We start from the raw sequence: 25,551 nt of genomic DNA on the forward strand, positions 1-25,551 counted from the left end.
CCTCAATATCCGAGCCAGGTCCGGGTGCGCTCTTCCAGCGCCTCCACAACCTTCTCGTCGCCGATTTCCTCGATTACCTCCGACAGGAAGGCAAGGATCAGCAGCGTCCTGGCTTCCGTTTCCGGAATACCGCGAGCCCGAAGATAGAACAGCAACTCGTCGTCGATCTGGCCCGAGGTCGCCCCGTGCGCGCATTGCACGTCATCGGCGAAGATCTCCAGTTCCGGCTTGTAGGCCATCTCCGCTTCATCCGACAGCAGCAGCGCCTGGCACATCATCTGGCCATCCGTCTTCTGCGCATGCGGGAAGACGTTGATCCGTCCCTGGAACACGCCCTTGGCCTTGCCGTCGATGGCGGACTTGTAGAACTCGCGGCTTTCGCAATTGGGCACCGCATGATCGACGACCAGCGTCACATCTGAATGCTGGTCCTCGGTGATCAGCATCGTTCCGCGCAGACCGGCGCGCGCGTACTCGCCGTTGAAGCGCAGGAAGACCTGCGTACGGGCGAGATGGCCGCCGGAATTGAAGACGAAGTGATCGAAACCGACTTCCGCCTCGAGCGCCGAGACGAAGGTCGAGAGGTGCTGCGCCTCATGTCCCTCGTTCTGGAGCTTGATCCAGGAGACGTCCGCCCCCTTGTCGGCGGAGAACTCGACCGCCGTGTTGGTCTGGTAGCGGCCCTTGCCGGAATAGACCTCGTTGAAGCGAACCTTGGCGCCCGCCCCCACATGGACGACGTGGCGCGTGTAGGTCGCCGCCGGCGCGCCGGCCGCCACGTGCAGGATCTCCACCGGCTTGTCTATCGTAGCTCCGGCCGCCACCTCGATCAGCGCACCGTCGCGCATGAAGGCGGTGTTGAGGTCGAGCGCAGTGTCGTTCACGGCGCCCGCCAGATCGCCAAGCCCCTGAGGTCGCGCCTCGGCGAGCCCGGCGGCCAGCGAGGAGATCGTCAGCCCCTCGACGCCGTCGATATCGGAAAGCTCCGGCACATAGAGCCCGTTGACGAAGACGATGCGTGCACCCGCCATGTCGCCGAAACCGGCAACGGCCTCGACGGCGGCCTTCGCAGCGCCGGCCTCAGGCGCCTCGGCGATCGGCAGCGCCTCGCTCATGCCGCGTTTGAGGTCGGTGTATTTCCACTCCTCGACGCGGCGGTTCGGCAGACCGCGCGAGCGAAAGCCCGCGATCGCCTTTTCACGCAGCAGCTTGACCGCATCGGCGGTGGGCGCTGCCTCATATTGTTCGATCAGCGCACGCTCGGCAGCCGTGCGCAGCGTCTCGTTGTCCGCTGTCATGTCGCTTGCCTCCGTGCCCGATTAAGCTGCTTCGCCGATGTAGTCGGCGTAGCCGTTCTTCTCCAGCTCCAGCGCCAGCTCCGGCCCGCCCGTCTTGACGATCCGGCCCGCCGACAACACGTGGACGATATCCGGCACGATGTGATCGAGCAGACGCTGGTAGTGGGTGATGACGACCATCGCGCGCTCCGGCGAGCGCAGCCGGTTGACGCCATCGGAGACCACCTTCAGCGCATCGATGTCGAGGCCGGAATCCGTCTCGTCGAGCACGCACAGCGTCGGCTCCAGCAGTTCCATCTGCAGGATTTCGGAACGCTTCTTCTCGCCACCGGAGAAACCGACATTGAGCGGACGCTTCAGCATGTCGGAGGTGATGTTCATGAGCTTGGCCTTCTCGCGCACCAGCTTCATGAAATCCGGCGTCGGCAGTTCGCCCTCCCCGCGCGCCTTGCGCTGGGCGTTGAGCGCCGCCTTGAGGAAGGTCATCGTCGCCACGCCCGGGATTTCGATCGGGTACTGGAAGGCCAGGAACATGCCGGCGACAGCCCGCTCGTCCGGCCCCATCTCCAGGATGTTCTCGCCGTTGAACAGGATCTCGCCCTCGGTGACCTCGTAGTCCTCCTTGCCGGCGAGCACGTAGGAGAGCGTCGACTTGCCGGAGCCGTTCGGCCCCATGATCGCGTGGACCTCACCGGCGTTCACGGTGAGATCGACCCCGCGCAGGATTTCCGTGCCATCTTCGGCGATGCGGGCATGCAGGTTCTTGATTTCGAGCAGTGCCATTTTCAGGTATCCCAGCTTCGGACTGCCAGTTGCGCGTCACCCGTCAAGGGTTCGCCGCACGGCCGCCACTTCGTTTCCAATGGGCTTCGCGAGCCCCGTATCCCTTGATTTCAGGTATCCGTCCGATCAGCCGACCGAGCCTTCCAGCGAGATCGAGATCAGCTTCTGCGCTTCCACCGCGAACTCCATCGGGAGTTGCTGGATGACATCGCGCACGAAGCCGTTGACGATGAGCGCCACCGCCTCCTCTTCGCCCAGTCCCCGCTGCAGGCAGTAGAACAACTGGTCGTCGGAGATCTTCGACGTCGTCGCCTCATGCTCGAAGACGGCACTGGCGTTTTTGCTCTCGATGTAGGGCACGGTGTGCGCACCGCAGTCCTGCCCGATCAGCAGGCTGTCGCATTGCGTGAAGTTGCGCGCGTTGGACGCCTTGCGATGAGCCGAGACAAGGCCGCGATAGGTGTTCTGCGACTTGCCCGCCGAAATGCCCTTGGAAATGATCCGGCTCGACGTGTTCTTGCCGAGGTGGATCATCTTGGTGCCCGAGTCGATCTGCTGATGGCCGTTGGAAATGGCAATCGAATAGAACTCGCCCCGGCTGTCGTCCCCGCGCAGGATGCAGGAGGGGTACTTCCAGGTGATCGCGGAACCGGTCTCGACCTGCGTCCACGAGATCTTGGAGCGCGCGCCCCGGCAATCGCCACGCTTGGTGACGAAGTTGTAGATGCCGCCCCGCCCGTCCGCATCGCCCGGATACCAGTTCTGGACGGTGGAGTACTTGATCTCCGCATCTTCCATGGCGACGAGCTCGACCACGGCCGCGTGAAGCTGGTTCTCGTCGCGCTGGGGAGCCGTGCAGCCCTCCAGGTAGGAGACGTAGGCCCCCTTCTCCGCCACGATCAGCGTGCGCTCGAACTGGCCGGTATTCTGCTCGTTGATGCGGAAGTAGGTGGACAGCTCCATCGGGCAGCGCACGCCTTCGGGCACGTAGACGAACGAGCCATCGGAGAAGACCGCCGAATTGAGCGTCGCATAGAAGTTGTCGGAGATCGGCACGACCGAGCCGAGGTACTTCCTCACCAGATCCGGATGCTCGCGCATCGCCTCGGAGATCGAGCAGAAGATGACGCCGGCCTTGGCCAGCTCCTTCTTGAAGGTGGTGACCACCGAGACCGAGTCGAACACCGCATCGACTGCTACGCGGTTCTTCGGTTCCACGCCGGCAAGAATCTCCTGCTCGCGAAGCGGAATGCCGAGCTTCTCGTAGGTCGCCAGCAGCTCCGGGTCGACCTCATCGAGGCTCTTCGGCCCGTCGCCGGCCTTCTTCGGTGCGGAGTAGTAATAGAGATCGTTGAAGTCGATCTTGGGATAGCTCACCCGCGCCCAGGTTGGCTCTTCCATGGTGAGCCAGCGGCGATAGGCATCGAGGCGCATCTCCAGCATCCACTCCGGCTCGCCCTTCTTGGCGGAAATGAAGCGAATGACGTCTTCGTTGAGCCCCTTGGGGGCCTTGTCGGATTCGATATCGGTGACGAACCCGTACTTGTATTGCTCGACATCGATCTCCCGTACCCGGTCGACCGTCTCTTGTACTGCAGGCATTGGCCTCTCCATCCAGCGCGGGTCAAGAACCGCGTGTTGTCGAAGTCTCACGTATTTGAACCGACGATACGCAAGCACCGCCCGTCCGGCCGAACCGGACGCCTCCTCAAGTTGCAGCCGTCAGGCCGCCTTCCCGGCTTCCGCCGGCTTCAGTCTCGCAACGAGCCCACGCCAGATATCGGCGAAGCGCTCCACGTCCTCTTGTGTACTCGTCCAGCCAAGGCTGAGCCGCAGCGCACCGCGGGCAAGATCCGCCGGCACCCCCATGGCCTGAAGCACGTGAGAAGACGAAACCTTTCCCGACGAACAGGCGGAGCCTGAGGACACCGCCGCGCCAGCCAGATCGCAGGCGATCAGTGTGGTTTCGGCCACCATTCCCGGAACGGCGAAGCTCGTCGTGTTGGGCAGGCGCGCCGTATCCCGCCCGAAGATAACCGTTTGCCCATATATATGAAGCAACTCGGCTTCCAGCCAGTCCCGCAGCGCCGCAATTCGAGCGTTGTCGTCCAGCGTCGTCGTTTCTTCGAGCGCCGCACCGAATCCTGCCAGCGCAGCAACGTTCTCGGTGCCGGCCCGGTGCCGCCCCTCCTGCCCGCCGCCGATGATCAACGGCGCCGCACGCAAGTCGTCACGGCCATAGACAAGCGCACCCGCGCCTTGCGGTCCGCCGATCTTGTGGGAAGACACCGACAACATGTCGCAATCCCATGCGCTGACCGAAACCGGGAGCCTTCCCAGCGCCTGAACCGCATCCACGTGGAAATAGCCGCCGGCAGAACGGACGATCCGGGCGATCTCGGCCACGGGCTGGATCACGCCCGTCTCGTTGTTGGCCGCCATTACCGAAACGAACGGAACACCGCCGGCCTCCGCCTCCGCGCGCACGAGCGTTTCGGCCTGCGACTTGTCAATGACACCGTCGCTCGTAACCGGCAGGATCGTAACCTGAGAAGAATCGAACCGGCCTCCGGAAAGCACGGATGCGTGCTCCGTGGCGCCAATGAAAAGTCGCGTGGCCGGCCGCATCTGGCCGGAAATGCTGATGTGCGGCGTCAGCGCTGTGACATTTGCCTCCGTCGCTCCGCTGGTGAACACGACGTTCTTTGCCTTGGCGCCAACCGCCGTCGCCAGAGCGCGCCGGGCAAGTTCGATGCGGGCTCGAGCGGCGCGTCCCTCTGCGTGAACGGAAGACGCATTGCCGGCCTCGACGAGCGCAGCCACCATCGCCTCGCGCGCCGCAGGCCGAAGCGGTGTCGTGGCGTTGTGGTCCAGATAGATGCGGGAGCTTTCGCTCATCACGTCGATTCCGCCCATTCCTGCAACCGGGACATGCCTGCCCGATAGCCTCCTAGCCTGAGGTTGTCACCGTCAGGCAACGGTTTTCACCTATTCCGATTCGCCTCGTAGTCCCATTGTCGCGCCAAGGCCATACGGAAAACCTTGAAATTCACCGCCGTCGTGACGATAACAGCACAGAGCTTCAAGGGACGCACGCCGAATGCTGCCACGGTGGCGCTTGGTCGCGCATCTTTCGAATTATTCTAAACAAGGTTTTAGGAAGGCTGCCGCTGCAAGTCAAGAAACGGCGCCCTAAAAAGAGACGACAAACCCCGCATCCGCCAGAAGGCGAGAAGGACGATCCGTATCTATGCCTGAAGTCATCTTCAACGGCCCGGCCGGCCGCATCGAGGGCAGGTTTCACCCCGCCAAGGAACGCACGGCGCCGATCGCTTTGATCCTGCATCTGCATCCGCAGTTCGGCGGCACGATGAACAATCAGATCGTGTACCAGATGTATTACATGTTCGCGAAGCGCGGCTTTGCCGTGCTGCGCTTCAACTTCCGCGGCGTCGGCCGCAGCCAGGGCTCCTTCGACCACGGCCAGGGCGAACTATCGGATGCAGCCTCCGCGCTCGACTGGGTGCAGAGCGTGCACCCGGACGCCCGCGCCTGCTGGATCGCCGGATTCTCGTTCGGCGCCTGGATCGGCATGCAGCTCCTGATGCGCCGTCCGGAGGTGGAGGGCTTCATTTCCGTGGCCCCGCCAGCGAACCTGAACGACTTCTCGTTCCTGGCGCCCTGCCCCTCCTCGGGCCTGATCATCCACGGCGATTCCGACAAGGTGGTGCCGACCAAGGACGTGCAGACGCTCGTCGACAAGCTCAAGACGCAGAAGGGCATCGTCATCGACCATCAGACGGTCCCCGGCGCCAACCACTTCTTCGAGGGCCATATCGACGAGCTCATCGGCTCGTGCGGCGAGTACGTCGACCGACGCCTGGCCGCAATCGACACCGCTGCCTGACCCATCCGGCCGGCAGTACGAAAAGGAAAAGCCCCTTTCTCGACCGAGGAAGGGGCTTTTTCGTATCGAGACGCGGGGAATTGCGATCCCAGGCCGGGCGCTTCACGGTTTGGCGGAAGTGCGTTGCGGGTCTTTACGCTGCAGCACGCGTCCAACTGACGATGGATTGCGCTAATCCGCCACCCATTCGTAGACGACGGCGCTCGGACAGTTTTTCGCGCAGCAGCACGATGTTCCGCCGCCGCAATCCGTGGGGCCGTGGCGGACGACGCGGCCCTTGCGTTCCAGCTGCTCCAGCATGGCTTCGACGGCCGACGGCGAAGAGCCACTGCGCAGCGCGAGCGTCTGAAGGGAAAGTTTCCGTTCGGCGCGCAGCGTATCGCGCAATTCCCTCAAGCCAGACATGAACTCTCTCCCGATGTGTTGGCGCTCACTCCGCCGCCTGAACCATCACCGGCCCCCGACGACGGTTGCCCTTCTGGCGCATTGCAAAGATCGCTGCTGCGAAGACCGCCAGAACGACCGCGATCCAGGCGAACGCCGTGGCAGGTGCATCGGCGATCCGGGAGATCTGGAAGGCGATGGTGGAGACGCCATAGGCGACCCACAGGGTCCAGCCGACGGCAAACAGCGTCCAGCGTCCGCCGACCTCGCGATAGATTGCCCCGACGGCTGCCGTGCACGGCATGTAGAGCAAGGTGAGGAGCAGATAGGCGAAGGCCCCCGCAACGCCTGCGAAGCGCGCCTGCATCTCTCCGAAGGTCCCGGCGGCCACAGCCTGTTCGGCCGCCGCCTTGTCAATGGTATCGACGTCGCCGACGCTGATCCCCAGCGGATCGGTCAGCGTATCGACCACCGCCAGAAGGTTCACAGGGATCGTCGCGAACGCTTCGGCGACACCGTCGCCGATGATCCCGAGCGTTCCGCGCGCACCGGCCTCAGCATCCGCGGCCCCGTCATCGGCCAGCGCGCCGTAAAGCTGATCGAGGGTTCCGACAACGGCCTCCTTGGCCAGAACACCGCTGACGATGCCCACCACCGCCGGCCAGTTGTCCTCTTCAAGCCCCATCGGCTTGAAGACCGGCACGACCGTCTTGCTGACAGCGGCCAGAACGGAATGCTCCGGCTCCACCTCGTTGAACGAGCCGTCGGTTCCCACAAGGTTCAGCACGGAAAGCACGGCGACCATGAGAACGATGACGCGCCCGGCACCCAGAATGAAGGTCCGGAGCCGGTCCCAGCTGTGCATCAGCACATTGCGCAACGTCGGCATGTGATAGGGTGGCAGTTCCATGACCAGGGGCGATGTCTCGCCACGCAGCAGAGTCGAACGCAACATGAAGCCGGTTCCGACCGCCGCCGCGATACCGATCAGATAAAGCCCGAAGACGATGTTCTGCCCGTTGGTGGGGAAGAAGGCTGCCGCGAACAGCGCGTAGACAGGCAGCCGCGCCCCGCAGGACATGAACGGTGCCATCATCACCGCCGCCTTGCGGTCGTTCTCGCTCTCCAGCGTCCGCGTCGCCATGATCGCCGGCACGTTGCAGCCGAACCCGACGATCAGCGGCACGAAGGCCTTGCCCGGCAGTCCGACGGACCGCATGAAGCGGTCCATGACGAAGGCGGCGCGCGCCATGTAGCCGGAATCTTCCAGCACCGACAGGAAGATGTAGAGAAAACCTATCACGGGGATGAAGGTCGAGACCGTCTGGATGCCGCCGCCTATGCCATCGGCCAGCACGACCACCAGCCAGTCCGGCGAACCGATCGAGCGCAGCATGTTGCCGAACCCGTCGACCATGATGGCGCCGACACCGATATCGAAGAAATCGATGAAGGCGCTGCCGACGTTGATGGTCCACATGAACATCAGGTACATCATCACGAGGAAGATCGGGATGCCGAGCGCCCTGTGAAGCACGATCCGATCGATGCGGTCCGTCAACGTGTGCGACGCCTCGCGCGGCCGGGTCACAGAGGCCTGAACCGCCTCGGCCGCGAACCGGTAGCGCCGGTCGGCAAGCAGGATATCGAGGTCCTCGCCGGTCTCGTCTTCCACCTCCGCCATGGTGTCGCGAACCATCGCGGCAAGCTCCCCCGGCAGGGCCGCGATCCGGCGCTCGTCCCCGTCCAGCATCTGTAACGCCTGCCAGCGCGCATCGCAGGAAGAGGCCGGCAGCCGGCTTGCGATGTTCTCCAGTGCGGTTTCGACCACCGCGTCATAACGCGGCGCGGCGTGCGGCAGCTCCTTGCGCTCGGCCGCCGCAACAATGGCCTGCTTCAGCGCATCCACACCCTGCCCGCGGCTTGCAACGACCGTGAACACCGGACATCCGAGCCGCCGCTCAAGTTCGCCGACATCGATGGCCACCCCGTTCTGCTGGGCGATATCCATCATGTTGAGCACGACGAACATCGGCACCCGCATCTCCAGGAGCTGCGTCGTCAGGTAGAGATGGCGTTCAAGATTGGAGGCATCGACGATGTTGACGAGAACATCGGCTTCGCCGGACACCGCATATTCGAGCGCGATACGTTCGTCGAGGGAGGTTTCTGACGGCCCCAGCGAATAGGTACCGGGAAGATCGACCACTGTAACGGTCGCATCGGGCACACGGAAAACGCCGGTCTTGCGCTCCACCGTCACGCCCGGCCAGTTTCCGACTTTCTGGCGCGTTCCCGTCAGCACATTGAAGAGGGTTGTCTTTCCGCAATTCGGATTGCCGACGACGGCGACGGTGAGGGTATTCATGGTCTCGGCCTTCCTTGCCGCGGCAGTCCGCAGCTGGGTACTTCCGTTAAGCCAGCTCTATGGCGACGATCCGCGCCTCTTCCTTGCGGACGCTGAGCGACGTTCCCCGCAGATCGATCTCGATGGGATCGCCGAGCGGCGCCTTGCGCACCACCTTCACCACCGATCCCGGCGTCAGTCCCATCGCCAGCAGCCGGCGCCGATAGGAACTCGTGCGATCCGAGTAGCCGGTCACCCGGGCCACATCGCCAATGCCCAGTTCATCGAGTCGGGTCATCGTTCCGCCTCCGTCTCCACGACCATGACCTTGTGGGCCAGCCCCTTGCCCAGACCCACCCGAACGCCGCGGACGCCAACGATCATGGGACCACACGGATCATTGCCGATCACGGAAACGGTTACCCCAACCGTCAGTCCCTGATCGGCGAGCCGACGCTGGGCATTGCGCCCGCAGCCGTAAGAGACAAGGCGAAGGCTGGAGCCGACCCTCGCCATGGCCAGAGGAAACCCGCGCACCTGCGCCTGCGGCGCCGCGGGCGTCGGATGAGCGGGCATCGGGGGAGAGGAATAATCGGACCCCGGGACGGCCTTCGCCGCCGCCTCTTCCAAACAGAGATCCGACGCGGAGCGAATGCTCATATCCATGGCAGCCAACCTGTGAGGCGAAAATGGTCTGAAGTGTTGTCACCACGCTATATTCTTGAAATTAAACATCAACTTTGCAAAATGCCGCAGTGAAAAATCCCCCTTAAGTACCTGTTTTCATGCCCCTTACGACTACATTTTAGTGGTTCAAAATTGCAACTGGCGCCTTCGAGGGCGGGTTGGCGTGACTGCCGCGAGGGACAACGCCCATAAGAGGCCGCCGATAGCGCCACGGTGGCTCGCCCACCATGCGACGCGATGCGGGCCTCGCCGGTTGCGGCATCGGAAAACAAAATACCCCCGGCAAACGCCGAGGGCTCAAATCCGAATCTCTCGTGACATCAATGCCTCGCCGCCCCCCCGGTCACGACCGGGGCAAACCGTCAGGCCTCCGGCGTCCAGGCGTCGTAGTCGGCACTGACCCGCGGCCGGGATTCCGGCGTCAGGATCGAGCCGTGCGGGCGGTAAGCGCGTGCGGTGCCGGTAAGGTTGGGCTTCGGCCCCTTCTGCCAGGGGCGGGGCTGATATTCGATTTCGGTGGGCGGGGTGTCGATGCGGTGATGCATCCAGCCATGCCAGCCGGCCGGGATCGTGCTCGCTTCGGCCGGGCCATTGTAGATGACCCAGCGCCGGGAATTGTCGCGCGTGCGGTAGTAGCTGTTGCCGAATTCGTCCTTCCCGACGAATTCGCCCTTGCGCCACGTGAAAAAGCGCGTCCCGAGCGTCTGCCCGTTCCACCATGTGAACATCTGAAGCAGGAAGGTCTTCATCGCGGCATCCGACTTGTCTTGAAATTTGCGCGGACTATGACGCGCGCGCTCGCCCCTGTCCAGTCCGGCGAATTCTGTTTGTCATTCAAACCACATCGCGGAAGGCCGTCGCTGCCCCCCTCAGATGCCTGGCGCCGGGCGACGCCGGCCGTGAGGCGCGCCGCTCGGCCCCGGCCTCACGGTCGGACGGGAAACACCGCCGGGCGTCGCGGTCTTGGCGTTGCCACCCGCTGCCGGCTTGGCCGATATCGTCTTTCCCGAGGGATCCGCACTCGCAGGCCTGCTTTTTGCCACAGGCCCCTGAGCCGCCGGCGCCGCGCTCCCCGGTCTGACGGTGCCTTTCTGCGCTGCACCCTGCGCCGGACGGGCCGTCGCCGCACGGATCTTCGCCACCTCGTCCTCAAGCGCGGTCTTCGCCTTCTCGGCGCCGGCCTTGGGGGTCACAAGATCGCCCATGCCGCGCGAACGTTTGGGTTCGACCAGTTCAAGCGGCTCTTCCTGGCCGTTCTCAAGAGCCTTCTTGGCCAGCCGCGCCGCGCCGTTATTGCGCGCATGGTGCAATCGTGCCTGATCAAGCGCCTGGCGCCGCTCGCTCTGCACCGCCAGCGCCTGCGCCACACCCTCGATGACGAAAAAATCCTTGCCCGGCTCCAGAACGAACTTGCGCGGATCGCGCACGATCCATTCCATCCGCTGATGCAAGGCGGCCGGGGCAAGAGGTTTCACCAGCACATGGTGGGCCCCTACCATCAGCGCCTTCTCCACCAGCGACCGCGTTCCGTGGGCGGTCACCATCAGCACCGGCACAAAGCACAGCGGCGCCATCTTGCGATGACGAATCGAACGCAAGAGCTGGTAACCGGTAACGGGCTCCATCTTCCAGTCGGTGATGATCAGGTGGGGCGGTTCGCTTAACATCGCCTGCAGCGCCTTCTCCGCGGAATCGAAGGTGCGCACGCGCTGAACCCGCATCGCGCCCAGAACGGACCGGATGATCGTCTGCATCTGCTTGGAATCCTCGACGACAACCACGTCGAGCGATTCGAGCGGCACGTTATAGGCTGTGCTGTGCCGCATGATTTTTTTCATCAGAGAATCGCCAGTCCCTCAAAGCGGCTTCAAGGATGCCCTGCGTGGATCTTTCGTACCGCCCATACATTAGGGTGCGTATGGCCGGCGGTCACCCCAACCAGGGCGGAGTATGCCCTGCGAGCGTTAATCCTTGCTCAAGAATCGGACTAAACTTGCACGGGCGATGACCGATTGTGGGCTCCGCCGGAATCCGATCCGCCGCGGCGTGACCGGACAATGCAGCCCCGGCCCTTGCGCGAGGTCGTTGCTGGCGGGAAGGTTAGCCACAGGCCGATATAAGGGCTAACCACAAGATGTGGGGATGCCCGGTGCGACCAATTCGCTTAAGCTGTTCGTCAACGTCGCTGGCCCGCCCACTGATATCTCGTCGCTTTTCGCCCTCTCCCCGACATTCACAGGCTGTACACAACATTTAGACGGCTCGATTTACAGAACCACAACAGCTTGACGGTTCCGGACGAGTCGGACTAGCTTCCGGACATGTCGCTGGACGGCGACGGGGATGGCTCTCGCGGCCAGCGTACTCCTCCTTCAACGGACCCTCGGAAATCGCATTCCGCCCGCTCCACGCGGATGGAATTTCCGTGTCCGCGAATGGGAGGTGCAGACGTGACTCGAGGCAACGACCGCACTATATTTAGTGGCGGACCCATCTCCCAATACCAGATGCCCTGGCAACGACCGGGACGTCATCAACAGGCCAGGTGTCTATGAGAACCCGGGAGTGGTGCGGCCAAACCCGGGATGCGGCGGAATTTTGCTTTTGTCGGCCTTGGATGTCGACGAGGGGGTCATAGAATGCGCATCGAACGGCGATACACGAGCGAGGGGCAATCCCCCTACGCGGCAATCGAGTTTCGCACCACCACGAGCGAGATCCGGAATCCGGACGGCTCGATCGTGTTCCATCTGGAAGACATTGCCGTCCCGGCGCAGTTCTCCCAGGTCGCGAGCGACATCCTGGCGCAGAAGTATTTCCGCAAGGCGGGCGTCCCGGCGCGCCTGAAGCGGGTCGAGGAGAATTCCGTCCCCTCGTGGCTGTGGCGCTCCGTCCCGGACGTGGACGCGCTCTCCGAGCTGGATGAGGATGCCCGCTTCGGCTCAGAAATGGATGCGCGGCAGGTCTTCGACCGTCTCGCCGGCACCTGGACCTACTGGGGCTGGAAGGGCGGCTATTTCGACGGCGAGGCCGATGCCCAGGCCTTCTATGACGAGCTGCGCTTCATGCTGGCGACCCAGAAGGTCGCGCCGAACTCGCCGCAGTGGTTCAACACCGGCCTCTTCTGGGCCTACGGCATCGACGGCCCGGGCCAGGGCCACTACTATGTCGACCCCGAGACCGGAAAGCTGACCAAGTCCAAGTCGGCCTACGAGCACCCGCAGCCGCACGCCTGCTTCATCCAGTCCGTCGATGACGATCTCGTCAACGAGAACGGCATCATGGATCTGTGGGTGCGCGAGGCGCGTCTGTTCAAGTACGGCTCGGGCACCGGCTCCAACTTCTCCCGCCTGCGTGGCGAGGGCGAGCGGCTTTCCGGCGGCGGCAAGTCGTCGGGCCTGATGTCCTTCCTCAAGATCGGCGACCGCGCGGCCGGCGCGATCAAGTCCGGCGGCACCACCCGCCGCGCGGCCAAGATGGTCGTGGTCGACATCGACCACCCCGATATCGAGGCCTACATCAACTGGAAGGTGCACGAGGAAGAGAAGGTCGCGGCCCTCGTCACCGGTTCCAAGACGGTCGCCAAGCACCTCAAGGCGATCATGAAGGCCTGCGTGAACTGCCAGGGCTCCGACGGCGACTGCTTCGACCCGAACAAGAACCCGGCACTGAAGCGCGAAGTGCGCGCGGCCAAGAAGGCACAGGTTCCCGAGAACTACATCAAGCGCGTCATCCAGTTCGCGCGTCAGGGCTATCACGACATCGAGTTCAAGACCTACGACACGGACTGGGATTCGGAAGCCTATCTCACCGTTTCGGGCCAGAACTCCAACAACTCCGTCTCGCTGCGCGACGAATTCCTGCGTGCGGTGGAAGCCGACGGCGACTGGAACCTGATCCGCCGCATCGACGGCAAGGTGCACAAGACGCTAAAAGCCCGCGAGCTGTGGGACCAGATCGGCTACGCCGCGTGGGCATCCGCCGATCCCGGCCTGCACTTCAACACCACCATGAACGACTGGCACACATGCCCGGCCGGCGGTCGCATCAACGCGTCCAATCCGTGCTCTGAGTACATGTTCCTGGACGACACGGCCTGCAACCTCGCCTCGCTGAACCTGCTCCAGTTCATGGACAAGGAAACGAAAGAGATCGAGACGGCGAATTACGAGCACGCGGTCCGGCTGTGGACCATCGTTCTCGAGATCTCCGTCATGATGGCGCAGTTCCCGTCCAAGCAGATCGCCAAGCAGTCGTACGAGTACCGGACCCTCGGCCTCGGCTACGCCAACATCGGCGGCCTGTTGATGACCAAGGGCATTCCCTACGACAGCGACGAGGGCCGCGCCCTTGGCGGAGCGCTCACCGCGATCATGACCGGCGTGTGCTATGCGACGTCCGCCGAGATGGCGAAGGAGCTCGGCCCCTTCCCGCAGTACGCACCCAACCGGGACAGCATGCTGCGCGTCATCCGCAACCACCGTCGCGCCGCACGCGGCGAGGCCGGCGGCTACGAGGGACTGGCCGTCAATCCGGTTCCGCTCGACCACGGCGCCTGTTCCGACCAGACCCTTGTCGAGCGCGCCGTCGCCGCCTGGGATCGCGCGCTGGAACTCGGCGAGGCCCACGGCTATCGCAATGCGCAGGTCTCCGTCATCGCGCCGACCGGCACGATCGGCCTCGTCATGGACTGCGACACCACCGGCATCGAACCCGACTTCGCGCTTGTGAAGTTCAAGAAGCTCGCCGGCGGCGGCTACTTCAAGATCATCAACCGCGCCGTGCCGGAAGCGCTGCGCACGCTCGGCTACACCGAGGCCCAGATCGCCGAGATCGAGGCCTATGCGGTCGGCCACGGCTCGATCGATCAGGCGCCGGCGATCAACACCGCGACGCTGAAGGCCAAGGGCTTCTCCGACGCCACGATCGCGACGATCAAGGGCGCGCTGAAGCAGGCCTTCGACATCAAGTTCGTGTTCAACCGCTGGACCATCGGCGACGAGCAGATGGCGGCGCTCGAAGTCCCGCAGGAAAAGCTCGACGACGCGGAGTTCGACCTCCTCACCCACCTGGGCTTCTCCCGGAAGGAGATCGAGGCGGCCAACATCCACGTCTGCGGTGCGATGACGCTGGAAGGTGCGCCGCACCTGAAGGACGAACACCTCGCGGTCTTCGATTGCGCCAACCCGTGCGGCAAGATCGGCAAGCGGTATCTCTCGGTTGAAAGCCACATCCGCATGATGGCGGCGGCCCAGCCGTTCATCTCCGGCGCGATCTCCAAGACGATCAACATGCCGAACGATGCGACGGTTGAGGACTGCAAGGAGGCCTACATGCTCTCCTGGCGTCTCGCTTTGAAGGCGAACGCACTTTACCGCGACGGCTCCAAGCTCTCCCAGCCGCTCAACGCATCCCTCATCGCCGATGAAGACGACGAGGAGGACGCGGTGGAGGAACTGGCCGCCCTGCCCGTTGCCGCGCAAGCCGCGAAGGTTGCGGAAAAGATCGTGGAGCGCATCGTCTACGAGCGCGAGCGCGAGCGGGAAAAGATGCCCGACCGGCGCAAGGGCTACACCCAGAAGGCCGTCGTCGGCGGTCACAAGGTGTATCTGCGCACGGGCGAATACAATGACGGCCGGCTCGGCGAGATCTTCATCGACATGCACAAGGAAGGTGCCGCCTTCCGCGCGATGATGAACAACTTCGCCATCGCCATCTCGCTGGGCCTCCAGTACGGCGTACCACTGGAGGAATATGTCGAGGCCTTCACCTTCACCCGGTTCGAACCGGCCGGCATGGTGCAGGGCAACGAGGCGATCAAGAACGCGACCTCGATCCTCGACTATGTCTTCCGCGAGCTGGCGGTCTCCTATCTCGGCCGCACGGATCTCGCCCACGTCAATCCGGACACGATCGGCAACACCGTGATGGGCGACGGCGAGAAGGAAGGCCAGTCGGGCCAGATGATCGTCTCCAAGGGCCTGGTGCGCGGCCATACGGACCGCTTCCGCCTGATCGGCGGTTCCGGCGAGCCGGCGGGTGCGGCCAAGCAGACCACGCCCAAGGCTTCCTCGGCACCGGTCACTTCGATCGCCCGCGGCGGCGCGGCAACGGCCTTCAAGCGCGACCTCGACACCGAGGAAGCCCCGGAGACGACCGTTCAGGGTGAGACGCAGGTGGAAACGGCACCGCAGGCGGAGGCTGCCCAGGCGGCCAAGGCCACCGTTGCCCAGCGCGTCGCCCAGGCCCGCATGAAGGGGTATGAAGGCGAAGCCTGCTCGGAATGCGGCAACTTCACGATGGTGCGCAACGGCACCTGCCTGAAGTGCGACACCTGCGGCGGCACCAGCGGCTGCAGCTGAGGCCCCGACACCTCGGTGTTTGTCTGAGATAGCAAAGGATGGTCTGAGAAACCGGGCCCATTCTTCCAGCCAAATGAAAACCCGCCGATCGGATCCGATCGGCGGGTTTTCTTATTCTTGGCCCATCGCTCACGCTGACGTTCCCTCGCAAGATAGCGGGCCCGCGAAGGGCGAAAGGGAAGCATTGAGCTCGATATGCTTTTCCGGGAAACGACGCCGGACAGACGGCTCCCGCGTACAGGTCCCGAATGGCCTTCTAACGTCGCCTGGCGGACGCTATTTCACCAGGAATACCGATAACCCAAAGCCCTGGCTGTGCATGTCGACATAGCCGTTGGTAAAATCAAAGAAATAGAATGCGTTGGGCACCATCGCTTCCGTCGACGTCCAGAAAGCAGCTCCTTCACCAAAGTCGGAAGCCGCGACATCGGGGAAAACGGTGCTGTCGATCTTTGGACCCTCGCACGTATCTACAAGCAGGGTTCCCAGTTCCTCCCCTGTCGGAACACGCCAACCATTTCCTTCTTTCCTCGCGTATTCCAGCGCCTCATTCAGCCCAAGGCCGAGGGGGTCTCCCAAACAGCGCTTTTCCTGCGGGGCCCACCGCATGCCAATCGCGCACCGTTTCCAGGTCAAACCATGTTTCTGGTCGATCGCCTCGTCGCCACGCAGGACAAAACCCGCACCATTACCTTTGACGCAGGCTCCATGAGCGGAGATTGGAAGAATAAGCACGAAAACCGCGCTTAAAATAACTCGTAACTGCATGCGAATTTACGTTCCTGCATTGGTTCATATTGCGGATCCTGAGTGGTGAAATAAGGATCAATCGGGTGGATTTATGGCGGGGGTCACCACCCATCTGACGGCCGCGAGGCAAAACCTTGCGCGGCTGCAGGAGATATCCACAACGGCTTCTCCGGCACCCGTCACCGATGGGCTCTCGGCACATCACCCCGACGGACGCTTCCCATGGGCGGGCCGATGCGATCGCCGTTTTCTTGCCCGAGCAATGCGTGCCCCGGAGGCCAATGCGGAGAAGCCGCCAACAGATGGAACCCCATCGCTGCAGGCGAACCATTGGCCTCCGGCAAATGCGCCGCAGCCCAATGGTTCCGCACATTGAGATCCAGTGACTACAGGAACGGCCGCCTGCTCAATTCGTAACCAGACATGACTATTTTCTTTGCATAAATTTCATTCTCAACTCCATCCAGGCAACATTCCACACAAACATCGTGGCGATCGAAATTTCTTCTGACACTTATAATCTCTGATTTACAGTTTGATTTCTGATATTTAACACCAAATTCCGCGACATTTAACATCGATGCCGCAAGACACGCCACGATTGCCTAAAAGTGAGCCTTGCGCGGCGGAGATCGCGCCTCACACAATGGAACCAATCGAAATTGGTTTCCCAAAGGCCTCCTTCTCATGCCGGACGACAGACCGACCCGACGGAATTCCAGCCTTGCTCTGGAGCGGCTCAGGATCCTCGTCGATCAACTGCATCGTCAGGGGCGCGACCAGCTTCCCACCGAGCGCGACCTGGCTGACGAGATCGGCGTTGGGCGCCGTGCCGTACGTCGGGCGCTGGAGGTGCTGGAGACCGAGGGTCGCATCTGGCGGCGTCAGGGAGCCGGCACGTTCATCGGCGAGGAACCGGCACGGCCGGAGGAAGACCTGCGCGCCCTTCCGGAGACCACCAACATGCTGGAAGTGATGGAGGTGCGCTTGCGCATCGAGCCGGCGCTTGCGCAGCTCGCCGCGCTCAGGGCCACCCCGGCCGACATCGCAGGTATGCGCCATCTGGCGGAGAAGGTTGCCGCCGCCGACGACATGGACGGTCGCGAGCTCTGGGATGGCGCCCTGCACAGGGCGGTTGCCGCCGCCGCGGGAAATACCTTGTTCCTCGCGCTGTTTGATGTGGTCGACCGCGTTCGTCAGGACGACTCCTGGCGTCACGTACGCGAGGCACTGCGCACCGAACAGACCATCGAACGCTACAAGATGCAGCACGTCCAGATCCTTGATGCCATTGAGCGGCGAGATCCCGTCGCCGCGGAAACCCTCATGCGTCAGCACCTGCTGGCCCTGCAGGAACGCCTGTTGTTTCGCACCCGGGAGGATGCGGTCGATGCACTCTGACACTGCTTCGAATCCGTCCCCGCTTCTGGCCGTGGACAACCTGACGCTGCGCTTTTCGGGCACTTCAGGAAACGTCGTCGACGGCGTGTCCTTTTCCGTCTCACCCGGTGAAACGCTCTGCATCGTCGGCGAAAGCGGCTGCGGCAAGTCGGTGACGGCGCTGTCGCTGATGGGCCTCCTGCCGATGCCGCCGGCGCAGATCACCGCCGGTTCGGCAATGTTCGACGGCAAGGATCTCTTCCGCACGCCACGCCGGGAAATGGCGGCGATCCGCGGCAATCGAATGGCGATGATCTTCCAGGAGCCGATGACCTCGCTCAACCCGGCCTACCGGATCGGCGACCAGATCGCCGAGGTTGTCCTGAGGCACCGCCCCGTCACCCGCAAGCAGGCCCGCGCCCGGGCTCTGGAAATGCTCGACCGGGTAAAGATCCCGGCCGCGGCCAAGCGGCTCGATGATTATCCTCACCAACTCTCAGGCGGCATGCGCCAGCGCGTGATGATCGCCATGGCTCTCGCCAACGACCCGGCGCTGCTCATCGCGGATGAGCCGACCACGGCACTCGACGTCACCATCCAGGCGCAGATCCTCCAGTTGATCCGCACCCTGCAGGAAGAAACGGGAACGGCCCTCATCATGATCACCCACGATCTCGGCGTGGTCGCGGAGGTCGGCGACAGGGTTGCGGTGATGTATGCGGGCCGGATCGTCGAACAGGGATCGGTGGACGATGTCTTCATCGATCCGCAGCATCCCTACACGCTCGGGCTCATGAGCTCGATCCCGTCGCTGAGCAGGCGCGAAGGCCGACTGACCACCATTCCCGGAATGGTCCCCACCGTCGACACCATGCCGCCGGGATGCCGCTTCGCGCCAAGGTGCCCGTTTGCCGGCGCAGAGTGCAACGCGGCCGTTCCGCCCCTCACAGACCTTTCGCCCGGCCATGCGGCGGCCTGCATCCATGCGCCGCTAGAGGCCCATTTTGACGGGGCAGCCGCATGAGCGCCGTGACCACATCCGAAAAGACGGTGGACCGTCCGCTTCCGCCGCGCGCGCCGCACATTCTGGAGACCCGCGACCTCGTTCGCCATTTTGCCGCCGACGGCTCGCTCTTTGGCGAAAAGGCCGTGGTGCGGGCGGTCGATGGCGTGACACTTGGGGTTCATCGCGGCGAAACGCTGTCGATCGTGGGCGAAAGCGGTTGCGGCAAGTCGACCCTCGCGCGGCTCCTGGTGCGTCTGATCAAGCCCACCTCCGGGGAAATCCTCTACAAGGGCCGCGACATCAGCGCGCTTTCGGAACGAGAGATGCGCGCCCTGCGCCGCGATCTCCAGTTCGTCTTCCAGGATCCGTTCTCCTCGCTCAACCCGCGCATGACCGTGGGCGCGATCATCGAGGAACCGATGCGCGTGCACCGGATCGGCACGCGAGGCGAGCGGCGGCGCCGCGTCCGCGAGCTTCTGGCCCGTGTCGGTCTGCGCCCGGAATTCGCCGACCGTTATCCGCACGAGTTTTCCGGCGGCCAGCGTCAGCGGATCGGCATCGCCCGCGCGCTTGCGAGCGGCCCGACCGTGCTGATCGGCGACGAGCCCGTCTCCGCCCTCGATGTCTCCATCCAGGCCCAGGTCATCAACCTCTTGGAAGATCTGAAGGAAGAGTTCGACCTCACGCTCATCCTGATCGCCCACGACCTGGCCGTCATCCGCCACATGAGCGACCGTGTCGCCGTGATGTATCTGGGCGAGATCGTCGAGCTGGCCGATACCGACGCGCTCTACGACCGGCCGCACCATCCCTATACGCAGGCGCTGATGCGCGCGATCCCGGTTCCCTCGCCACACGCGCGGGACATGGTCGCGGAGATCACGGGCGACGTCCCCTCCCCGCTGGCGCCGCCCTCCGGCTGCCGCTTTCACACCCGCTGCCCGCACGCCACAGAGCTTTGCGCGCAGAAGAAGCCGCATCTCGAAGCCTCCGGCGGCAACCGCTTCGTCGCCTGCCACCACTGGCGCAGCGTCGAGGAGAGCGCGGCAGGGTTGAGCGAGGAGCCCGCCCGTCCGGCCAACGCCGCGCACCGGCTCGCCCTTTACAGGGCCTGGACAAAGAAGCAGGGCCAAACCCCGGCAAGCAAGAACCCGGAAAATCAGGCCCCAACCGTTCCTTCAGAGGAGTAGACGGAATGAACAGGAAGTTTCTGGCAACGCTCTTGCTGAGCGTTGCCGCCATGACGGGTCAGGCATTTGCCCATGACCTCAAGATCGCGCTGCAATCCGATGCCGACGTGCTCGATCCCGACCAGTCGCGCACATTTGTCGGCCGCATTGTCTACACCTCGCTGTGCGACAAGCTCGTGGACATCACGCCCGGCCTCAAGATCATCCCGCAGCTCGCGACCGAATGGTCGTGGAGCGACGAGGGCAAGACGCTGACCATGAAGCTGCGCGAGGGCGTCACGTTCCACGACGGCGAGCCTTTCAATGCCGAGGCCGTCGCCTACAATATCAATCGCTCCAAGACGCTGCCCGAGTCGCGTCGCAAATCCGAGCTGACCTCGGTGGAGTCGACCGAAGTCGTGGGCGACTACGAGATCAAATTCCATCTTAAGCAGCCCGATGCCACGCTCATGGCGCAGCTCGCCGACCGCGCGGGCATGATGATCGCACCGCAGGCCGCGGAAAAGGAAGGCGCAGACTTTGGCGCGAATCCGGTCTGCTCGGGCCCCTTCAAGTTCAAGGAACGCGTCGCCCAGGATCGCATCGTGCTGACGAAGTACGACAATTACTGGAACGCCGACAAGTTCCACTTCGACAACGTCACTTTCCTTCCGATCCCCGACACCACCGTGCGTCTTGCGAACCTTCGCTCGGGCGATATCGACATGCTGGAGCGTCTGGCGGCGACCGACCTTGCCTCCGCCAAGGCCGATCCCAACCTGAAGGTGGAAGCGGCGACGTCGCTCGGCTACCAGGGCATCACCATCAACACCGGAAACGGTGAAAACGCAAAGACGCCAATTGGCGAAGACAAGCGCCTGCGTCAGGCTCTTTCGCTTTCCTTCGACCGCGACGCCCTGAACCAGGTCGTTTTCGAGGGCGCCTTCCAGCCTGGCAACCAGCCGGTCTCGCCGTCGAGCCCGTGGTACGACGAAAGCCACCCGGTCCCCGCGCGCGACGTGGAGAAGGCCAAGGCGCTTCTTAAGGAAGCCGGTTTCGATCGTCTGGAAATCGAGATGGCCGTGCCCAACAACCCGGTTCAGACCCAGGTCGTGCAGGTGCTTCAGGCCATGGCGGCAGAAGCCAACATCGATATCAAGATCGTGTCCAAGGAATTCGCAAAGCTGCTTTCCGACGACAGTTCCGGCGCGTTCATGACATCGCAGATCGGCTGGTCGGGCCGCGTCGATCCCGATGGCAACATCCACGGCTTCGTTACCTGCAAGGCCGGCCTGAATGACAGCGGCTACTGCAATCCCGAAGTCGACAAGCTGCTGAACGCAGCGCGCAGCGCCTCCGACGACGAGACGCGCAAGAAGGACTACGACGCCGCGAACGCCATCCTTCTGGACGAACTCCCGATCATCTACCTCTATCACGAGAAGTGGATCTGGGCGATGAACAAGAAGCTTGAGGGCTTCACCGCCTATCCCGACGGGATGATCCGGCTGGAGAACGTCACCTACGCGGACTAGGACGCCCGTCCGCGCGCCGGGACCCGACCTGGACGCCAAGTAGTCTCCAACTGTTCCGGGGTGCCCTCAAGGGTGCCCCGGACCTCTCCAATGGCCCGTAAGGCGCATCGGATACAGCCATGCTGTCCTACATTCTACGCCGGCTCGCGATCGCGATCCCGACCCTGATCCTCGTCTCGATGTTCATCTTCACGCTGCAGAAGATCCTGCCCGGCGATCCGGCTATTGCACTCGCCGGCGAGGAACGCGATCCCGCGGCTCTGGAGTTCATTCGCGAGAAGTACAAGCTCAACGATCCGGTCTACGAGCAATATCTCGCGTGGGCAGGCTCGGCGTTGAAGGGCGACCTCGGCATTTCGTTGCGCACCAATCAGCCCGTGACGGAACTGATCGGCCAGAAGCTGCCGGTGACGATTCAGCTCGCCGTGATGGCCATCATCATCGCCTTCATCATTGGCATTCCGATGGGCGTGCTGTCGGCCGTCAAGAAGGGAACGGTGTTCGACTACATCGCCAATATCGTCGCCTTGTCAGGGCTTTCCATTCCAAACTTCTGGCTCGGCATCATGCTGATCCTGCTGGTATCGGTGAACCTCGGCTGGCTGCCGGCCTCCGGCTACGTCTCCCCGTTCATCGATCCGCTGCACTCGCTCGAAACCATGCTCATGCCCGCCTTCGTGCTCGGCACGGCGCTCGCCGCGACATTGATGCGCCACACGCGCTCCGCCATGCTGGGCGTGCTCAGGGCCGACTACGTGCGCACCGCCCGCTCCAAAGGCCTGGGCGAGACCGTCGTCGTCATCAAGCACGCCTTCCGCAACGCGCTGCTGCCGATCGTCACCATGACCGCGCTGCTGTTCGGCGAGTTGCTCGCCGGCGCGGTGCTGACCGAGCAGATTTTCACCATTCCCGGTTTCGGCAAGCTCATCGTCGATGCCGTCTTCACCCGCGACTACGCCGTCGTTCAGGGCGTGGTGCTGTGCACCGCCGTCGGCTACCTCGTCATCAATCTCGTGGCAGATATCGTCTACTTCCTTCTCAACCCGCGCATGAGGAGCGTGCTGTGACCGACGTGCTCGATACCGAGGCAAGCGACCTTCTGCCCGCACGCTCCGGCAACCGCGCCTGGAAAAAGCTGAAGCACAACCGCAGCGCCCTTCTGGGCCTGATCCTGGTCAGCTTCTTCGTCATCGTCGCGCTCGCAGCCCCGATCCTGCCGATCGCGGACCCTGCGGCGACGAGCTGGAGCGCCATCCGCAAGGCGCCGTCCGCCGCCCATTGGCTCGGCACCGACGAGATCGGTCGCGACATCCTCTCGCGCATGATCTGGGGCGCGCGGGCATCGCTCATGGCCGGCGTCGTCTCCGTCATCGTCGCGACGATCATCGGCGTGCCGCTGGGCCTCATGTCGGGCTATTTCGGCGGCTGGATCGACCAGGTGATCTCGCGCATCACCGATGCGCTGCTGGCCACCCCCTTCCTCATCCTCGCTATCGCGCTTGCCGCGTTCCTCGGACCCAACCTCACCAACGCGATGATCGCGATCGGCCTGTCGGCCATGCCGAAGTTCGTGCGCCTGACCCGTGGGCAGGTGCTGAGCGTCAAGACCGAGGATTACGTGGAGGGCGCGCGCGCCGTGGGCCTCGCCGACTTCTCGATCATCTCCCGCTACATCCTGCCCAACGTCTTCGCGCCCGTGCTGGTTCAGGCGACGCTGACCGTCGCCACGGCCATCATAGCGGAAGCGAGCCTCTCGTTCCTCGGCCTCGGCCAGCAGCCGCCAGAACCCAGTTGGGGGTCGATGCTGAACGTCGCCAAGAACTTCCTGACCCAGGCCCCGTGGATGGCCTGGTGGCCGGGAGCCGCGATCTTTCTCGTCGTGCTCGGGTTCAACCTTCTCGGCGACGGTCTGCGCGACGCGCTCGACCCGCGCGAAGGCTGATCTTTCCGATACCCGCATTCCATTCAGAGGGAATACATGTCCAGTTTCACCACCCGGCCCGAAATAAGGGGCACCTTCGGCGTCGTCGCCTCGACGCACTGGATCGCATCGGCCGTCGGCATGAGCATCCTGGAAAAGGGCGGAAATGCCTTTGACGCCGCGGTCGCGACCGGCCTGGTGCTCAATGTCGTCGAGCCGCATCTGAACGGTCCGGGCGGCGATCTCCCCGTCGTCTTCTACAGCGCGCGTACGGACAAGGTGGAGGTGCTGTGCGCGCAAGGCCCCGCGCCTGCGGGTGCAACGATCGAGCATTATCGTAGCGAGGGACTGGACGTCATTCCCGGCGACGGGCTGCTCGCCACGGTCATCCCCGGCGCGTTCGACGGCTGGATGCTGATGGCCCGCGACCACGGCTCGCTGCCGCTGCGCGACCTCTTGGAACCGGCGATCTACTATGCCGAACAAGGCCATCCGACGCTCGCCCGCGTCAGTGCCACGATCAAGGGGCTGGACGACTTCTTCCGCACCGAATGGCCGACCTCGCACGCGACCTGGCTGCCGGGCGGCTCCGCGCCCGAGCCCGACGAGCTTTTCCGCAATCCCGTGCTCGCGCAGACCTGGACCCGTCTCCTCGACGAAGCGGAGACCAGAACCGGACGCGAGGCGCAGATCGAGGCCGCCCGGGACATCTTCTACCGCGGTTTCGTCGCCGAGGAGATCGACACCTTTGTGCGCGAAACGGAAGTCATGGACGGCAGCGGCAGCCGCCACAAGGGCGTCCTGACCGCCGACGACATGGCCAACTGGCAAGCGAGCTACGAGGCGCCGCTTACCTACGACTATCACGGCTGGAGCGTCGCCAAGACCGGCCCGTGGGGACAGGGCCCGGTGCTCTTGCAGTCGCTGGCGCTCCTCAAGGGGTTCGATCTCGCGAGTCTCGATCCCGCCGGCGCCGAGTTCGTCCACCTCGTGACCGAAGCCATGAAGCTCGCCTATGCCGACCGCGAGGTCTATTACGGCGATCCGGCCTTCACCGAGGTCCCGATGGATCAGCTTCTGTCAGATGCCTACAACGACGAGCGCCGCAGGCTGATCACCGAAAAGGCGTCGTTCGATCTCAGGCCGGGAATCCTGCCGGGCTACGAGGCGCAGGCCAGGACGACCATGGCGGTCATCGACAGCGCCGGCATCTCCACGACCGGCATCTACGAGCCGACCATGGCGCACCTGTCGGAAAAGCGCGGCGATACCGTGCATATCGACATCATCGACCGTTGGGGCAACATGGTTTCCGCGACGCCGTCGGGCGGCTGGCTGCAATCTTCGCCGACGATCCCGAGCCTCGGCTTCTGCCTGAACTCGCGCGCCCAGATGTTCTGGCTGACGCCCGGCCTGCCGACGTCGCTTGCGCCCGGCAAGCGGCCGCGCACGACGCTCACTCCCAGCATCGCGTCTTTCGAAGGCAGGCCGACGCTCGCCTTCGGCACCCCCGGCGGCGACCAGCAGGACCAGTGGCAGCTCTCGCTCTTCCTGCGTCTCGTCAATCACGGGCTGAACCTTCAGCAGTCGATCGACATGCCGCTCTTCCACACGACCCACTTTCCGGGATCCTTCCATCCGCGCCAGCGCCAGCCAGGCCATATCATGGTCGAAAACAACTTCGGTGACGACGTCATCGCCGCCCTGCGTGCAAAGGGACATTCGGTGGAAGAGGCCGGCACCTGGACAATCGGCCGCCTGACCGCCGCCAAACGCGAGCCCAACGGCCTTCTCAAGGCCGGAGCGACCCCGCGCCTGATGCAGGCCTACGCGATAGGCCGCTGAAGGTTCGCTGGAAAAATCGCCCAAAAATGGCCGTTCATTCTACGCCCGAATTCTACACGCCTTAATACCTCTCCACCGTCATCACCCGGCGAAGTCCGGGTGATCCAGCACGTACCCCAGCTTCCGCGGCTGCCGGTGGATTGCCCGGACTTCGCCGGGCAATGACGGCGGAGGGGT

Annotated in this window: 20 protein-coding genes; 9 read left to right on the forward strand and 11 right to left on the reverse strand. The window is 63.7% G+C overall.

Features of this window, described 5'->3' with window-relative positions:
- Positions 1–2: 2 nt before the first annotated feature.
- From sufD to V2L18_RS20255, 4 genes are all read right to left on the reverse strand, one after another.
- Complete coding sequence (sufD, locus tag V2L18_RS20240; protein WP_336180154.1) at positions 3–1,298, reverse strand: Fe-S cluster assembly protein SufD; 1,296 nt, start codon at positions 1,296–1,298, stop codon at positions 3–5.
- Positions 1,299–1,319: 21 nt separating this feature from the next.
- Positions 1,320–2,075, reverse strand: coding sequence for a Fe-S cluster assembly ATPase SufC (gene sufC / locus V2L18_RS20245; RefSeq protein ID WP_336180243.1), 756 nt, complete (start codon positions 2,073–2,075; stop codon positions 1,320–1,322).
- Between the two features lie 132 nt (positions 2,076–2,207).
- Positions 2,208–3,683 carry a Fe-S cluster assembly protein SufB gene (gene sufB / locus V2L18_RS20250; protein ID WP_336180155.1) on the reverse strand — a complete coding sequence of 492 codons (1,476 nt, stop codon included), beginning with the start codon at positions 3,681–3,683 and terminating at the stop codon, positions 2,208–2,210.
- 120 nt (positions 3,684–3,803) lie between these two features.
- Positions 3,804–4,979: a cysteine desulfurase family protein gene (locus V2L18_RS20255; protein WP_336180156.1), complete on the reverse strand. Its 1,176-nt coding sequence runs from the start codon at positions 4,977–4,979 to the stop codon at positions 3,804–3,806.
- Between the two features lie 352 nt (positions 4,980–5,331).
- On the opposite strand from V2L18_RS20255, the gene V2L18_RS20260 reads away from it, so the two are divergent.
- A complete protein-coding gene (locus V2L18_RS20260) occupies positions 5,332–5,988 on the forward strand; it encodes an alpha/beta hydrolase (protein WP_336180157.1) in 657 nt (218 codons plus the stop codon).
- Between the two features lie 171 nt (positions 5,989–6,159).
- On the opposite strand, the gene V2L18_RS20265 is transcribed toward V2L18_RS20260, so the two are convergent.
- The 6 genes from V2L18_RS20265 to V2L18_RS20290 form a co-directional block, all read right to left on the reverse strand.
- Complete coding sequence (locus tag V2L18_RS20265) at positions 6,160–6,393, reverse strand: FeoC-like transcriptional regulator (RefSeq protein ID WP_336180158.1); 234 nt, start codon at positions 6,391–6,393, stop codon at positions 6,160–6,162.
- Between the two features lie 25 nt (positions 6,394–6,418).
- Positions 6,419–8,740 (reverse strand): Fe(2+) transporter permease subunit FeoB, encoded by a 2,322-nt coding sequence (feoB, locus tag V2L18_RS20270; protein ID WP_336180159.1) that lies wholly within the window; start codon positions 8,738–8,740, stop codon positions 6,419–6,421.
- Between the two features lie 46 nt (positions 8,741–8,786).
- Positions 8,787–9,017 carry a FeoA family protein gene (locus V2L18_RS20275; protein WP_336180160.1) on the reverse strand — a complete coding sequence of 77 codons (231 nt, stop codon included), beginning with the start codon at positions 9,015–9,017 and terminating at the stop codon, positions 8,787–8,789.
- Complete coding sequence (locus tag V2L18_RS20280; RefSeq protein ID WP_336180161.1) at positions 9,014–9,385, reverse strand: ferrous iron transport protein A; 372 nt, start codon at positions 9,383–9,385, stop codon at positions 9,014–9,016. The genes V2L18_RS20275 and V2L18_RS20280 overlap by 4 nt, the downstream gene beginning before the upstream one ends.
- Positions 9,386–9,768: 383 nt before the next feature.
- The gene (locus tag V2L18_RS20285) at positions 9,769–10,155 is read right to left on the reverse strand and encodes an NADH:ubiquinone oxidoreductase subunit NDUFA12 (RefSeq protein ID WP_336180162.1); all 387 of its coding nucleotides are present in this window, start codon (positions 10,153–10,155) and stop codon (positions 9,769–9,771) included.
- 120 nt (positions 10,156–10,275) lie between these two features.
- Positions 10,276–11,232 (reverse strand): response regulator, encoded by a 957-nt coding sequence (locus V2L18_RS20290; protein ID WP_336180163.1) that lies wholly within the window; start codon positions 11,230–11,232, stop codon positions 10,276–10,278.
- 813 nt (positions 11,233–12,045) lie between these two features.
- Between V2L18_RS20290 and V2L18_RS20295 the strand changes: the two genes are divergently transcribed.
- Positions 12,046–15,768: a vitamin B12-dependent ribonucleotide reductase gene (locus V2L18_RS20295; RefSeq protein ID WP_336180164.1), complete on the forward strand. Its 3,723-nt coding sequence runs from the start codon at positions 12,046–12,048 to the stop codon at positions 15,766–15,768.
- 276 nt (positions 15,769–16,044) lie between these two features.
- Here V2L18_RS20295 and V2L18_RS20300 read toward each other — a convergent pair whose 3' ends face one another.
- Positions 16,045–16,536 (reverse strand): DUF1566 domain-containing protein, encoded by a 492-nt coding sequence (locus V2L18_RS20300; protein ID WP_336180165.1) that lies wholly within the window; start codon positions 16,534–16,536, stop codon positions 16,045–16,047.
- 669 nt (positions 16,537–17,205) lie between these two features.
- Between V2L18_RS20300 and V2L18_RS20305 the strand changes: the two genes are divergently transcribed.
- The 7 genes from V2L18_RS20305 (at position 17,206) to V2L18_RS20335 (ending at position 25,374) form a co-directional block, all read left to right on the forward strand.
- Positions 17,206–17,919 (forward strand): FCD domain-containing protein, encoded by a 714-nt coding sequence (locus tag V2L18_RS20305; RefSeq protein WP_336180166.1) that lies wholly within the window; start codon positions 17,206–17,208, stop codon positions 17,917–17,919.
- Complete coding sequence (locus V2L18_RS20310) at positions 17,909–18,922, forward strand: ABC transporter ATP-binding protein (RefSeq protein WP_336180167.1); 1,014 nt, start codon at positions 17,909–17,911, stop codon at positions 18,920–18,922. The genes V2L18_RS20305 and V2L18_RS20310 overlap by 11 nt, the downstream gene beginning before the upstream one ends.
- Complete coding sequence (locus V2L18_RS20315) at positions 18,919–20,094, forward strand: dipeptide ABC transporter ATP-binding protein (protein ID WP_336180168.1); 1,176 nt, start codon at positions 18,919–18,921, stop codon at positions 20,092–20,094. The genes V2L18_RS20310 and V2L18_RS20315 overlap by 4 nt, the downstream gene beginning before the upstream one ends.
- 5 nt (positions 20,095–20,099) lie before the next feature.
- Positions 20,100–21,608, forward strand: a complete 1,509-nt coding sequence (locus V2L18_RS20320; RefSeq protein ID WP_336180169.1) for an ABC transporter substrate-binding protein — start codon at positions 20,100–20,102, stop codon at positions 21,606–21,608.
- A gap of 119 nt (positions 21,609–21,727) precedes the next feature.
- Positions 21,728–22,675: an ABC transporter permease gene (locus V2L18_RS20325; protein WP_336180170.1), complete on the forward strand. Its 948-nt coding sequence runs from the start codon at positions 21,728–21,730 to the stop codon at positions 22,673–22,675.
- 5 nt (positions 22,676–22,680) lie between these two features.
- Positions 22,681–23,550, forward strand: a complete 870-nt coding sequence (locus V2L18_RS20330) for an ABC transporter permease (RefSeq protein WP_336180244.1) — start codon at positions 22,681–22,683, stop codon at positions 23,548–23,550.
- A gap of 36 nt (positions 23,551–23,586) precedes the next feature.
- Positions 23,587–25,374, forward strand: coding sequence for a gamma-glutamyltransferase family protein (locus V2L18_RS20335; RefSeq protein WP_336180171.1), 1,788 nt, complete (start codon positions 23,587–23,589; stop codon positions 25,372–25,374).
- The last annotated feature ends 177 nt before the right edge of the window (positions 25,375–25,551 follow it).

Origin of the sequence: Breoghania sp. JC706, assembly GCF_037026715.1 — a bacterium.
Taxonomy (GTDB): domain Bacteria; phylum Pseudomonadota; class Alphaproteobacteria; order Rhizobiales; family Stappiaceae; genus Breoghania.

Excerpts from the sequence above, each read along its gene's own strand:
- sufD (WP_336180154.1), bottom strand. The coding sequence starts at position 1,298 with ATGACAGCGGACAACGAGACGCTGCGCACGGCTGCCGAGCGTGCGCTG.
- sufB (WP_336180155.1), bottom strand. The coding sequence starts at position 3,683 with ATGCCTGCAGTACAAGAGACGGTCGACCGGGTACGGGAGATCGATGTC.
- V2L18_RS20255 (WP_336180156.1), bottom strand. The coding sequence starts at position 4,979 with ATGAGCGAAAGCTCCCGCATCTATCTGGACCACAACGCCACGACACCG.
- V2L18_RS20260 (WP_336180157.1), top strand. The coding sequence starts at position 5,332 with ATGCCTGAAGTCATCTTCAACGGCCCGGCCGGCCGCATCGAGGGCAGG.
- V2L18_RS20265 (WP_336180158.1), bottom strand. The coding sequence starts at position 6,393 with ATGTCTGGCTTGAGGGAATTGCGCGATACGCTGCGCGCCGAACGGAAA.
- feoB (WP_336180159.1), bottom strand. The coding sequence starts at position 8,740 with ATGAATACCCTCACCGTCGCCGTCGTCGGCAATCCGAATTGCGGAAAG.
- V2L18_RS20275 (WP_336180160.1), bottom strand. The coding sequence starts at position 9,017 with ATGACCCGACTCGATGAACTGGGCATTGGCGATGTGGCCCGGGTGACC.
- V2L18_RS20280 (WP_336180161.1), bottom strand. The coding sequence starts at position 9,385 with ATGGATATGAGCATTCGCTCCGCGTCGGATCTCTGTTTGGAAGAGGCG.
- V2L18_RS20285 (WP_336180162.1), bottom strand. The coding sequence starts at position 10,155 with ATGAAGACCTTCCTGCTTCAGATGTTCACATGGTGGAACGGGCAGACG.
- V2L18_RS20290 (WP_336180163.1), bottom strand. The coding sequence starts at position 11,232 with ATGCGGCACAGCACAGCCTATAACGTGCCGCTCGAATCGCTCGACGTG.
- V2L18_RS20295 (WP_336180164.1), top strand. The coding sequence starts at position 12,046 with ATGCGCATCGAACGGCGATACACGAGCGAGGGGCAATCCCCCTACGCG.
- V2L18_RS20300 (WP_336180165.1), bottom strand. The coding sequence starts at position 16,536 with ATGCAGTTACGAGTTATTTTAAGCGCGGTTTTCGTGCTTATTCTTCCA.
- V2L18_RS20305 (WP_336180166.1), top strand. The coding sequence starts at position 17,206 with ATGCCGGACGACAGACCGACCCGACGGAATTCCAGCCTTGCTCTGGAG.
- V2L18_RS20310 (WP_336180167.1), top strand. The coding sequence starts at position 17,909 with ATGCACTCTGACACTGCTTCGAATCCGTCCCCGCTTCTGGCCGTGGAC.
- V2L18_RS20315 (WP_336180168.1), top strand. The coding sequence starts at position 18,919 with ATGAGCGCCGTGACCACATCCGAAAAGACGGTGGACCGTCCGCTTCCG.
- V2L18_RS20320 (WP_336180169.1), top strand. The coding sequence starts at position 20,100 with ATGAACAGGAAGTTTCTGGCAACGCTCTTGCTGAGCGTTGCCGCCATG.
- V2L18_RS20325 (WP_336180170.1), top strand. The coding sequence starts at position 21,728 with ATGCTGTCCTACATTCTACGCCGGCTCGCGATCGCGATCCCGACCCTG.
- V2L18_RS20335 (WP_336180171.1), top strand. The coding sequence starts at position 23,587 with ATGTCCAGTTTCACCACCCGGCCCGAAATAAGGGGCACCTTCGGCGTC.